The 11,760-nt window shown below is 63.7% G+C and carries 9 protein-coding genes; 3 read left to right on the top strand and 6 right to left on the bottom strand.

The window, feature by feature from the left end; translation table 11 throughout:
- Nucleotides 1-46: 46 nt before the first annotated feature.
- From ACF8FB_RS14395 to ACF8FB_RS14380, 4 genes are read right to left on the bottom strand one after another with little or no spacing between them, the layout of a single operon-like run.
- Nucleotides 47-907: an HlyD family secretion protein gene (locus tag ACF8FB_RS14395; RefSeq protein ID WP_010952396.1), complete on the bottom strand. Its 861-nt coding sequence runs from the start codon at nucleotides 905-907 to the stop codon at nucleotides 47-49.
- A 10-nt stretch (nucleotides 908-917) separates the two neighbouring features.
- A complete protein-coding gene (locus ACF8FB_RS14390; RefSeq protein WP_009685040.1) occupies nucleotides 918-1,118 on the bottom strand; it encodes a DUF1656 domain-containing protein in 201 nt (66 codons plus the stop codon).
- On the bottom strand, nucleotides 1,108-3,285 hold the full coding sequence (locus ACF8FB_RS14385; protein ID WP_003251716.1) for an FUSC family protein: 2,178 nt from the start codon (nucleotides 3,283-3,285) through the stop codon (nucleotides 1,108-1,110). The genes ACF8FB_RS14390 and ACF8FB_RS14385 overlap by 11 nt, the downstream gene beginning before the upstream one ends.
- Nucleotides 3,282-4,811, bottom strand: a complete 1,530-nt coding sequence (locus ACF8FB_RS14380; protein WP_392509248.1) for an efflux transporter outer membrane subunit — start codon at nucleotides 4,809-4,811, stop codon at nucleotides 3,282-3,284. Before ACF8FB_RS14380 ends, ACF8FB_RS14385 begins: the two co-directional genes overlap by 4 nt.
- Nucleotides 4,812-5,002: 191 nt before the next feature.
- Here ACF8FB_RS14380 and ACF8FB_RS14375 point away from each other — a divergent pair, with 191 nt between their 5' ends.
- Both ACF8FB_RS14375 and ACF8FB_RS14370 read left to right on the top strand, forming a co-directional pair.
- Entirely contained in the window at nucleotides 5,003-5,950 is a 948-nt protein-coding gene (locus ACF8FB_RS14375) for a LysR family transcriptional regulator (protein WP_003251712.1), read from the top strand.
- Between the two features lie 174 nt (nucleotides 5,951-6,124).
- Nucleotides 6,125-7,099, top strand: coding sequence for a 2-hydroxyacid dehydrogenase (locus tag ACF8FB_RS14370; protein WP_392509249.1), 975 nt, complete (start codon nucleotides 6,125-6,127; stop codon nucleotides 7,097-7,099).
- A gap of 114 nt (nucleotides 7,100-7,213) precedes the next feature.
- Here the strand turns inward: ACF8FB_RS14370 and ACF8FB_RS14365 are convergent, their stop codons facing one another.
- Nucleotides 7,214-8,116: a DMT family transporter gene (locus tag ACF8FB_RS14365; RefSeq protein WP_392509250.1), complete on the bottom strand. Its 903-nt coding sequence runs from the start codon at nucleotides 8,114-8,116 to the stop codon at nucleotides 7,214-7,216.
- A gap of 185 nt (nucleotides 8,117-8,301) precedes the next feature.
- Between ACF8FB_RS14365 and ACF8FB_RS14360 the strand changes: the two genes are divergently transcribed.
- A complete protein-coding gene (locus tag ACF8FB_RS14360) occupies nucleotides 8,302-9,177 on the top strand; it encodes a helix-turn-helix domain-containing protein (protein WP_010955269.1) in 876 nt (291 codons plus the stop codon).
- Between the two features lie 29 nt (nucleotides 9,178-9,206).
- On the opposite strand, the gene ACF8FB_RS14355 is transcribed toward ACF8FB_RS14360, so the two are convergent.
- Nucleotides 9,207-11,597: a TonB-dependent siderophore receptor gene (locus ACF8FB_RS14355; RefSeq protein WP_392511497.1), complete on the bottom strand. Its 2,391-nt coding sequence runs from the start codon at nucleotides 11,595-11,597 to the stop codon at nucleotides 9,207-9,209.
- Nucleotides 11,598-11,760: the final 163 nt, after the last annotated feature.

Genomic DNA, 11,760 nt, shown 5'->3' with positions numbered 1-11,760 from the left:
GCAGGGCTCCCACAGATGATGCGGGAGGCCGGGATGGTCGCGAAGGTCAACCTTCGCCAGGCTTGACTACCACCGTACACGTCGTCCCCGCCGCCAGCAAAAACCCTTCCGGCACTTCATCGATGTGAATGCGCACCGGCACCCGCTGCGCCAGCCGCACCCAGTTGAAGGTGGGGTTCACGTCGGCGATCAGCTCGCGGCTCTGTGGGTTGTCACGGTCGTAGATGCCGCGGGCAATGCTCTCCACATGCCCCTTGAGGCGCTCGCCGCTCATCATCTGCAATTCGGCCTGGTCCCCCACCTTCACATGCGGCAGCTTGGTCTCCTCGAAGAACCCGTAAACCCAGAACGAATTCTCGTCGACCACCGCCATCACTGCTTCGCCGGTACGCGCATAGTCGCCCTTGTGGATATTCAGGTTGGTCACATAGCCGTCAACCGTCGCCACGATGTGCGTACGCTTGAGGTTCAGCTCGGCTGCGGCCAACTCGGCAAGGGCTTGTTGATAATCGGCTTGGGCGGAATTGGCGATGTTGCTGGCGTCGTCGCGGTTTTCCTTGGAAATCACCAGGTTGTCCATGTCGGCACGGCGCTTGGCATTGACCTTGCGCATTTCCCAGGTGGCCTTGCGCGAGGCGACCAGTGCCTTGGCCTGGTCGACGGCCAACTGGTAGTGCTCAGGGTCGATCTGGATCAGCAGGTCGCCCTTCTTCACCCGCTGGTTGTCCTTGACCGGTACATCCACCACGTAGCCGGGCACGTCGGCTGCGACGTTGATGATGTCGGCACGCACACGGCCATCACGGGTCCATGGCGTGGTCATGTAGTGCAGCCACAACTGGCGACCGATGGCCACGGCAGCGACCAGCACCAGCAGGGTGGCGATCAGGCTGAAGAACTTTTTCATCGAAGGATTCTCACCAGTAGACAGTCAGCGCCATGGCGCCGAACAAGCAGACGAACAGGCTCAGGCGCAGCAGCGCCGGGTGCCAGAAGAAGCGGTAGCCATCATGGCTGGCAATGAACCGGTCCAGGCCCCAGGCCAGGCCCAGGGCAAACAGGAACATCAAGGTCATGGTGGGCATGTACACGCCATGGAAGGCGATCTCACGGGGCATGGTGCAATCCTTTCGCCGGTGCCAGTGGCGACTGTGGGTCCAGCAGGGAAGTACGGATGAAGTGCAGGTAGCTTTGCACGCGGCGCAGCACCGAGGTGTCGAAGTGCCGGGCGAATGGCTCATCGGTGGCCTGCACGCGGGCGATGGCGTGGTCCACGGCCACCAGTGCGCGCTCGTGGTTGCTGGCGCTGGGCTGCAGGAACAGCCGGGTCAGCGCACGGCCCATGACACGGATTGCCTGGCGCCACGGCTGCGACTCGGCATAGGCCGGGTGCACCGGGGCGCGGGCTTGCTCCTTGCGCAGCTCGATGACGGCGTGGCCGATCTCCAGCACGGTGAACATCCAGCCCATCAGCTGGCTCTGCACCTGCGGCTTGCCGGCCGCCAGGCCATAGGCCTGGTGCAGCAGGTCGCGGGTGCGGCTTTCGAAGGCCGAGCCCAGGCCGCGCAGGCGGCCGCTGATGGCGAACAGCACCTGCTCGCGCAACGCCTGCTCCAGGCGGCTCCACAACCAGCGGCTGTTGGGCGGCAGGATGATCGCCCCGGCGGCGGCACAGACGAACATGCCGATCACCATGCCGATGTAGTCGTTGATGAAGGTGTACGGGTCATAAACGGTGAGGTTGTTCGGCACCGAACCAATCGCGAAGAACACCAGCAGGCCAATGCCATAACCGGCGTAGGCAGGGCGCGACGAAAGAAAAGCGCCCAGCACGAACACGGGCGCCAGCACCATGCACAGCAGCGGGAAACCGTCGATCCAGGGGAACACGAAGAAGGTTTCGAAGAAGCCGACAAAAGCGCCGATGGCCGTGCCGCAAGCCATCTGGAACGACATGCGCTTGGGGTTGGGTGACGCTGCAGAAAGGCATACGGTGACCGTGGCGATCAGGGTCATCATGGCGCCGCTGGGCCAATCGCTGAGCAGCCAGTAGCTGCCCAGCAGCAACAGCACTGCCGAAGCGCGCACACCGGCCGCCAGCGATACCAGCCAGCTGGTCTGCGCCACGTAGGGTTCGTCCCACTGCTCGCGCTCATGCTTGTGCGCGGCCAGCGAGGCATGGGTTTCGGCGTAGCTCAACATCTCGTCGACGAAGCGGTACAGCAGCTCGAACGCGGTATGGAAATCGAGCAGGTCGGATTCGCTGGGGTCCGTTGCCAGGTACTCCGCCCGCAGCCCCCGCACCTGGGCCTGCAGGCCTTCCTTGTAGGCGGCCAGCTCCAGGGTCAGGCGCAGCGCATCGGCGTCAGTCAACGCCCGGCCCACATAGGGCTGCAGCAACTCCACCAGGGTATTCAGGCCCGGTTCGATAGCGCTGACAATTTGCAGCGGGCCACGGGCACGCAGGCGCTCCAGCAAGCGGTGCAAGGCATTGAAGCGGGTGGTGATGGCCATGAACTCGCTGTTCATGCGCACCAGCCGGCCACTGCGACGGCGCATATGCGGGTCTTCGAAAGCGGTGACGTTGCGCAGGCTCTCGAGGCCCACGGCCTCTGCCACGAAGCGCACGTTGCTGCTCTCGAAGCGGTCCTTTTGACTGTCGCCACGCAGGGCTTCCACCACCACCCCGGCAAACACGCCAAAGCGCTGGTACAGGGCGTTGCGCATTGCGGCACTGGCCGACTGCGGCAGGATCGCGGCACTGACGAAGGTCGACACCAGAATACCCAGGGCGATTTCCAGCGCCCGCCATACCGCTGCCATGAACGCCTGGTCGGGGTGTTGCAGCACCGGCAGGCCGATCATCGCTGCGGTGTAGCCAGCCAGCACGAAACCATAGGCGCGGAAGGTGCGGTAGCGCATGGCACCGGCTGAGCACAGGCCCACCCACAGGGCCAGGCTGGGCAGAAACAGCTCGGTGTTCTGCGGGAAGATGGCGATCAGCGCCACCATCATCGCCGAACCCGCCAGGGTACCGAGCACCCGGTAGAAGCTTTTCGCGAACACATGCCCGCTTTGCGGCTGCATGACGATGAACACGGTGATCATGGCCGTGCGCGGTTGCGGCAGCTCCAGGCGCATGGCCAACCACAAGGTAATGAACGCGGCAGCCAGCACCTTGAAGATGTACACCCAGGTCACGCCGTCGGTGCGTGCCCAGGCAAAGAAGCCCCGGCGCCATTCCAGGCTTTGCAGCCAGCGCACGGGCAAACTGGAAGTGCTCATTCGGCGTTATCCGGCTTCTTGTCGAAAATGGCCAGGGTGGCCGGGGTCTTCGGTGCTGCCTGGCGTTCCTCTTTCGGCACATCCTGACCAGCCTGCAGGCCACCACCCAGGGCGGTGACCAGCTCGGCATGGGCAATCAGGCGGGCGGCCTGCACCTGCTGCTGCACCTGCTGCTGGCGGAACAGCAAGGTCTGCGCGTTGAGTACGTTCAGGTAGTCGGTAAGGCCGCGCTGGAACGCGACCATGGCGATGTCGTAGGTTTTCTGTGCGGCAGCAACCGATTCGGCGGCGAAGTGCGACTGTTCTTTCATCGACTCGCGGCGGATCAACTGGTCAGAGATGTTTTTCAGCGCACCGACCACAGTCTGGTTGTAGCGGGCCACGGCCACGTCATAGCCGGCGGAGGCCACGCCCAGCTGCGAGCGCAAACGGCCACCGTCGAAAATCGGCAGGCTGATGGCCGGGCCGACGTTGTAGTTGAACTTGCGCCCGGTCAGGAATTCCAGCGGGCCACCGCCGGTGGCCATGAAGCCCAGGCTGCCGACCAGATCGACGTTGGGGAAGAAGCCGGCGTGGGCGACGTCGATACCCCGCGCCTGCGCGGCCACCTGCCAGCGGCTGGCAACTACGTCGGGGCGCTGGCCAACCAATTCGGCCGGCAGGTTCGACGGCAGCTTCAGCGGTGCAGCCAGCGCCAGGGTCGGGCGCTGCAACTGGGCGCCTTCGCCCGGGCCCTTGCCTGCCAGTGCCGCCAGCTGGTTGCGGGTCAGGGCAATCTCTTCGTTCAGGCTGTCGAGCTGGCGGTGGGTTTCCGGCAGCGGCGCTTCGGCCTGGCTGACTTCGAAGTGGGTGCCGATGCCGGCATCCAGCCTGCGCTTGGCCAGGGCCAGGATCTGCTCCTGCTGTTCCAGTTCGGCCTTGACGATATCGCGCTGGGCAAAATGCAGGCTCAACTGGATGTAGGCACGCACCACATTGTTCTGCAGTTCCAGCTGCGCCTGGCGGGCTTCGGCCACGCTCATGTGCGCCTGGTCCACGGCCTGCTCGCTGGCATTGCGTTCACGGCCCCACAGGTCAAGGGCGTAGCTGAAGCCGATGGCAGCGTTGTTGTCCCAGGTGTTGGCACCGGACAGCGCGCCAGGGCCATAGAACTGGTCTTCCGGCCAGTTGTGGCGCTTGAGCGTGGCCTGGCCGTTGGCCTGGAGTTTTTCCGCCGACTCGACCACACCGGCCATGGCCTTGGCTTCGCGCACCCGCGCCGCAGCCATGGCCAGGCTTGGGCTACCGGCCACGGCCAGGGTAACCCAGCGGTCCAGCTGAGGGTCACCATAGGCGTGCCACCACTGCTGGTCGGGCCAGTGAGCGTCGGTCGCGGCTTCGCGAATGGCCGCGTCGGTGGTCAAGGTATTGGCTTGCAGCGTCTTGCTTTGCGGGGCAATGCCCCAGGTTCCGATACAGCCGCTCAAGGTGAGGGCAAGGGCACAGGCACTGAACGCCTTGAGCGTTCTGATGATGCGACGCGGCACAGCTGCGATTTCCCGAGGAAGAGGTGAAGGGGCCGGGCAATTCTAGGGGGCAGCAGCACTGGCGATAAGCACAGATTCCTGCGAATCTTTGTTACCAAAACAGCGATAATCCGCCTTTGGTCGAAGGCAACTTTTTCTCTTTTCCAAGTTACTTCGTGACACAATTTTGTCCTCTACCTCGAGAGTGACCCATGGACACCCTGCAAAACATGCGTGCTTTCAGTTGCGTAGCCCAACTCGGCAGCTTCACTGCCGCTGCGGCGCAACTGGATACGACCACCGCGAACGTGTCGCGGGCGGTCTCCAACCTGGAAGCCCATCTGCAAACAAGGCTGCTCAACCGTACCACCCGCCGCATTGCGCTGACCGAAGCCGGCAAGCGTTACCTGATGCGTTGCGAACAGATTCTTACCTACGTCGAAGAAGCCGAGGCCGAAGCCAGCGACGCCCATGCGCGCCCGGCCGGGCAGTTGAAGGTGCATTCGATGACTGGGGTCGGCCAGCACTTCGTGGTCGATGCCATCGCCCGCTACCGCGAAACGCACCCGGACGTGACCTTCGATTTGACCATGGCCAACCGCGTGCCCGATCTGCTCGACGAGGGTTATGACGTCTCCATCGTGCTGGCCACCGAACTGCCCGACTCGGGGTTCGTTTCGCAGCGCCTGGGCATCACCTACAGCATTGTCTGTGCCTCGCCCGCCTACATCGCCCAGCATGGCGTGGCGCACAAGCCTGCCGACCTGCTCAAGCACGCCTGCCTGCGCATGGTCAGCCCGGTGATACCGCTGGAGAAGTGGCTGTTCGATGGCCCGGAAGGCCAAGAGATGGTCAACATCACCAGTTCGCCGTTCATGGTGAACACCGCCGATGCCATGAAGACTGCGATCCGCAGTGGCATGGGCGTAGGCGTGCTGCCGATCTATTCGGCTATCGAGGGCCTGCGGGACGGTAGCCTGGTACGGGTGCTGCCCGAATATCGCCTGCAGGAGCTGAACCTGTATGCCATCTATCCATCGCGGCAGTATCTGGATGCCAAGATCAAGACCTGGGTCGAGTACCTGCGAAACTCGCTGCCAGAGATTCTTGCCGCTCATGAGGCAGACCTGAAAACCCATCAGGTGCTGATCGCCAACTAAAAAGCTGCTGCAATGCGGGGGCGGACAATGGTAGGTTGCTAACCATTGATTTCGCCTGTTCAGGCCCCTTCGCGGGCAAGCCCGCTCCTACAAGGCACCGCGCCCCCCGTAGGAGCGGGCTTGCCCGCGAAGGGACCAGCACAGCCCCACCCCGCCTTGCAGAGAAGTTGCCCGATGAAAAAGACCGTCCTGGCCTTCAGCCGTATCACCCCGGCCATGGCCGAACGCCTGCAGCAAGACTTCAACGTGATCCTGCCCAACCCCAAGCTCGGCGACATCAGCGCCCAGTTCAACGAAGCCCTGCCTGAAGCCCATGGTCTGATCGGCGTTGGTCGCAAGCTCGGCCGGGCGCAGCTTGAAGGCGCGGCCAGGCTGGAGGTGGTGTCCAGCGTCTCGGTCGGCTATGACAACTACGACCTCGACTACTTCAACGAGCGCGGCATCGCCCTGACCAACACCCCCGACGTGCTGACCGAAAGCACCGCCGACCTGGGCTTCTCGCTGATCATGGGCTGCGCCCGGCGCACCGCCGAGCTGGATGCCTGGACCAAGGCCGGCAACTGGCAGGCCACCGTGGGCCCGGCCCACTTCGGCAGCGATGTGCATGGCAAGACCCTGGGCATCGTCGGCATGGGCAACATTGGTGCAGCAGTGGCACGCCGTGGCCGTTTCGGCTTCAACATGCCGATCCTGTACAGCGGCAACAGCCGCAAGACCGCGCTGGAGAAGGAGCTGGGCGCGCAGTTCCGCAGCCTGGATCAGTTGCTGGCCGAAGCCGACTTCGTGGTCATCGTGGTGCCGTTGTCCGATGCCACCCGCAAGCTGATCAGCAGCCGCGAGCTGAAGCTGATGAAGCCGAGTGCGTTCCTGATCAACATTGCCCGTGGGCCGGTGGTGGATGAGGCGGCGCTGATCGAGGCGCTGCAGGCGGGCACCATTCGCGGCGCAGGCCTGGATGTGTACGAGAAAGAACCGCTGAGCGACTCGCCGCTGTTCAAGCTGCCCAATGCGCTGACCTTGCCGCACATTGGCTCGGCCACTGCCGAAACCCGTGAGGCCATGGCCAACCGGGCGATCGACAACCTGCGTGCGGCGCTGCTGGGCGAGCGGCCGCGGGACCTGGTGAACCCGCAGGTGTGGAAGGGCTGACCGTTTTGGAGTGCGTGTGCCGGCCTCTTCGCGGGTAAACCCGCTCCTACAAAGGGTGTGCACCCTGTAGGAGCGGGTTTACCCGCGAAAGGGCCGGCCCAGGCAACCCATCACCTATTTGGCTACCACAACACCCCCAGCCACCTTGGCCCGGGGCTTGCGAAACACCAGCACATTCCCCGCCATCACCGCCACCAAGCCGAGCAAGGCCGGCGCCGTCCATTGGTAACCCTCGGCCACCGCCGACACATTCAACGCCACCAACGGGAACAGCACCGTGCAGTAAGCTGCCCGCTCCGGGCCCATGCGCCCGACCAAGGTCAGGTAGGCAGTAAAGGCAATCACCGACCCCGGCACCACCAGGTACAGCAGTGAACCGATATAGCGCGCATTCCACTCCATGCTGAACGGCACGCCGCTGACCACACAGAACACCGCCAGCATCACCGCCCCATAGACCATGCCCCAGGCATTGGTCGTCATCGGCTTGAGCCCGGCCTTCTGCTGCATGCTCGACAGCATGTTGCCGGCCGAGAAGCACAGCGTACCCAACAGGGCCAAGCCAAGGCCGTACAGGGTTTCGCGGCTGGCTGCGTGATGCGACAGCTCCGGCCAGAACAGCAGGCCCAGGCCAAGCAGGCCCAAGGCACCACCGCCAAGCACATTGCCGGCGATTTTCTGGCCGAAGAAAATGCGGGCGTTAAGCGCGTTCCACAGTGTGGCGGTTGAGAACACCACCGCGATCAAGCCGCTGGCGATCCACTGGCTGGCGCTGAGGAAGCAGATGAAGTTGACGCAGAACAGGCACAGGCCCTGGGCCAGGCAGATCTGGTGGCCACGGCGGTTCATGGGTTGCAGCCGGCGGGTAATCAACAGGAAAGCAAACAGGATCAGGCCGGCCAGGGCGAAGCGGTAGACGATCGAAACCGGGATCGCGACCACGCCTAGCTGGAGTTTCAGGGCGATCCAGGTGGTGCCCCAGATCAGGACGGTGAGCAGGTAGAGTGACAGGTTCATGGTGGCGGTTCCTTGGGCCTTTGGAAATCGGTGCCCGGCGCTTCGCGGGTAAACCCGCTCCTACAGGGATCACCAGTGTTCTTGCGATCGGCCTCTGGCTGCTTGCACAAACTTGCGCTTTTCTTGCGCCGGTAGCTGTCACTCGATCCAGGGCGCAGTAGGATGGCAGGCAAGAGGACCCGCCCATGACGCCACTCACCCAGTTGCAAGTGTTCAACGCCATGCATGCCTCGCCCAATGCCAGGCTGGAGCTGAGCGCGCACCTGGGCGACGGACTGGCGGCGGCGTTGTGGAGCAACCGTGACGATGCGCGCGACTACCAGGCGCCTAGCCATCACACCTTGTCGTGCTACATCGCCGACGGCACCGGCACCTTCCGCCGCCAGCGCCCGGCCGACAAAGGTGCGCCCGACAAGCTGTGCGTGATGCCGGCCGGGCAGGAATCGAACTGGGTCGTCAATGGCGCGATCCGCCTGGCACACCTGTATGTCAGCGAGGCACAGTTCGCCCTGGGCTGTGTACGCCTGCTCGACCGGGAACCGCGCGAGCTGCAACTGCAGGAAGCGACCTTTCTGGACGACCCGCAGCAGGCTGGCCGCTTTCGTCAATTGATCCAGCTGGACTGGGACGAGCCCGGCGAGCGCCTGCTGGCCAGCAGCCTGGCGCACGAGATCGTGGACCATGCGCTGCTCAGCCAGGTCGGGTTGCGCCAAGGCCTGCGCCTGAAAGGCGGGCTGGCGCCAAACCTGCGCCGGCAGTTGGTCGACTACCTCGAGGCACACCTGGACCAGCCCATCACCCTGGACGAGCTGGCGCTGCGCTGCAATCTGTCCGAATACCACTTTGCGCGCATGTTCCGCGCCAGTTTCGGGCTCCCGCCGCACCAGTATCTGCTGGCCCGGCGGCTGCACCGGGCGTGCCAGTTGTTGCGGCTGGGAGTAATGCCGCTGGGGGAGATTGCCTTATTGTGCGGGTTTGCCAGTGCCAGCCATTTCAGCAACCGGTTTCGCCAAGCCCTGGGGGCCACACCTGGCGAATACCGCAAGGCCTTTTTCATCTGAAACCGGGGCCGCTCTGCGGCCCCATTTGCCTAAAACTCGAAGGTGCTCGACAAACTGACCTGCCGCGCATCGCCAATCGCCACAAAGTACTGGTTCACCGCCGAGCTGTAATACACCTTGTCGAACAGGTTCTTCACGTTCAGTTGCAGGCGCACGTTGTGTTCGTCGAGTTTGGTTTCATAAGTGGCAAACGCATCGGCAACGGTATAGCTCGGCAGGTCGAAGGTATTGGTCGCGTTACCCGAACGCTCGCCCACATAACGGGCGCCGGCACCGAAGCGCAGCCGGTCACTCCCGAACAGGCTGCCAAAGTCATACACCGCCGACAGCGAGCCGCTGTGGCGGGCCACGTTCTGCAGGCGATTGCCCTCAAGATCAGGGTCCTTGGTGACCTTGGCATCGGTCAGTGCATAGCTGCCGATCAGGCTCCAGCGCTCGCTGAGCTGGCCGGTCACGTCGAGTTCCACACCGCGTGAACTGACCTCACCCGCATTGCTGTAGACCGTCTCGCTTGTGACGGCGTCAAAGTTCGAGACCAGTACATTGCGCTTGGTGATATCGAACAATGCCAGGGTGCCTGTGATGCGGCCTGGCATGTCGAGCTTGGCGCCCAGCTCCCACGCCTTGCCCTCCTCAGGTGCCACCGAGGAGTCGAGCACGACATTGCCGGTCAGCGGCGCGATGGTCGAGTTGGGCTTGAACGACTCGCTGTAGCTGCCATAGAACGAGAGCTGGTCGTCGACTTTGTAAACGATACCGGCGTGAGGTACCCAGGCCTGGCCACTGATGTCGGTATTGACCTTGAACGGGCGACCGCGGCCAGCGTACTGGTCGTACTGCTGGAAACGCGCACCTGCTACAAGGATCCAGTGCTCATCGAGGTGCAGCGCGTCCTGCACGAACAGCGCATCGGTGCGCAGCTTGTCGGTCTGGTCGCTGTCGCTGGCTCGCACGTTGGTGCCCTCCACTTCCTGCCCGTAGACCGGGTCCAGATAACTGAACGTGGACTGTGGTGTCTGGCGAATCAGGTCACCGCGAAAGATCTTGCGGTCTTCATGGTCAATGCCGAACAGCAGGTCATGCTGCATCCCCGCCAGCTCGACATTGCCATTGAGGCTCAGGGTCACGAACTGGTCACGGCTCATGGCGTTGTGGGTACCGTCGATGCTGCGTGTCAGCGTGCCTTGGGTTTCGTTGACGCCGGTCACGCGAACCTGGCTGGCATCGTAGGTCTCACGATTGAAGCTGTAGCCGAAGTGCAGCTTCCAGTCATCGGCCAGCTGATGGTCGACTTCCAGGCGATACAGGTCGGAGCGCCCTTCCATGTCGTTGAACGGCTCGTCCAGGCGGCGCGTGGCAGGGATGTTCAGCGGGTGGCCGTTGTTGCCGAACGCGGTGCCACGGTCGAACGGATAGAGAAATTCACGGTGCTCGTAGGCCAGCACCACCTGGGTGTCTTCGCCCAGCCAGGCCAGCGACGGCGCCACCAGCGATTCGCGGTGCACGCCGTAGTTACGCCAGTAGTCCTCGTCTTCGTGGTCGACGACCAGGCGGTAGGCGAAGTTGCTGTCACCCAGTGCGCCCGTGCTGTCGAGCCCGCCACCGCTGCCGTTCTTGCCGCTGCCATAGGTCGAGCCGCGCACGGTCAGGGCGTTGTACTGCTGCAACTGCGGACGCTTGCTGACCACGTTGATGACCCCACCCGGATCCTGGATACCGTACAGCAGCGAGGCAGGGCCCTTGAGCACTTCGACCCGCTCGGTGCTGGCGTTGAGGTTGCGACCCTGCACCACGGGCATGCCATCGCGCATGATCGAGCCGTCGCGGTTGTCGCCGAAGCCACGTTTCATAACCGTGTCGGATGTGCCGCCGAAGTTGTTGCCCTGGGTAATGCCACTGACGTTGGCCAGGGCATCATCGAGGTTGCGCGGGGCCTGGTCGCGGATGACCTGGGCCGGTACCACGTTGATTGCCTGGGGGATGTCCTGGTTCGGGCCCTGGCCGCGCATGATCGAAGCGCTGGCCGGGGGCTGGTAGCTGTAGTCGTCCAGTTGCGAGGTCACGGTGGTGGCCTGCAGGCTGAGGGCTCCGGAGGTGTCTGCTGGTTCGAGGGTCAGGGTACGTGCGTCGACGCGGCGCCAGGCCAGCCCAGCGTTGCCCAGCAGTTGTTGCAGCGCCTGCTCGGCGCTGAACCGACCATTCAGCGCTGGCGCTTGCACGCCCGGCAGCTCGAGGGTGTAGACCACGCTCTGGCCAGTGGTACGGCTGAAGGCGTTCAGGGCCTGGGCCAAGGGTTGGGCCGGCTGGGCGAAGGCATAGGCCTGCAGCTGCTCGGCCGCGCTTGCCAGGGGGGCGACAGCGAAGGCCGGGAGCGCAGCAAGGCCGAACCAGAGAGGGACGCAACGCGGGGAGAACTTCATGGACGCAGACCTGTGAGGGGGTGATTATTGCGAATCAATCGCACTTTCACTCATTACACGGATGCCACGTGCTGTTACCTCACCTGTGCCTGGAAATATTTTTGCTGTGGCGGCCTCTTCGCGGGTAAACCCGCTCCTACGGGGGGGGGTTACCCGTGAAGAG

This window comes from Pseudomonas sp. yb_2 (assembly GCF_043103905.1).
Classification (GTDB): domain Bacteria; phylum Pseudomonadota; class Gammaproteobacteria; order Pseudomonadales; family Pseudomonadaceae; genus Aquipseudomonas; species Aquipseudomonas alloputida.
This window is presented reverse-complemented; position numbering and strand designations above follow the sequence as displayed.

What these genes read in the sequence shown, in the direction of transcription:
- ACF8FB_RS14395 (WP_010952396.1), bottom strand. Translation starts at nt 907, where the DNA reads ATGAAAAAGTTCTTCAGCCTGATCGCCACCCTGCTGGTGCTGGTCGCT.
- ACF8FB_RS14390 (WP_009685040.1), bottom strand. Translation starts at nt 1,118, where the DNA reads ATGCCCCGTGAGATCGCCTTCCATGGCGTGTACATGCCCACCATGACC.
- ACF8FB_RS14385 (WP_003251716.1), bottom strand. Translation starts at nt 3,285, where the DNA reads ATGAGCACTTCCAGTTTGCCCGTGCGCTGGCTGCAAAGCCTGGAATGG.
- ACF8FB_RS14375 (WP_003251712.1), top strand. Translation starts at nt 5,003, where the DNA reads ATGGACACCCTGCAAAACATGCGTGCTTTCAGTTGCGTAGCCCAACTC.
- ACF8FB_RS14370 (WP_392509249.1), top strand. Translation starts at nt 6,125, where the DNA reads ATGAAAAAGACCGTCCTGGCCTTCAGCCGTATCACCCCGGCCATGGCC.
- ACF8FB_RS14365 (WP_392509250.1), bottom strand. Translation starts at nt 8,116, where the DNA reads ATGAACCTGTCACTCTACCTGCTCACCGTCCTGATCTGGGGCACCACC.
- ACF8FB_RS14360 (WP_010955269.1), top strand. Translation starts at nt 8,302, where the DNA reads ATGACGCCACTCACCCAGTTGCAAGTGTTCAACGCCATGCATGCCTCG.
- ACF8FB_RS14355 (WP_392511497.1), bottom strand. Translation starts at nt 11,597, where the DNA reads ATGAAGTTCTCCCCGCGTTGCGTCCCTCTCTGGTTCGGCCTTGCTGCG.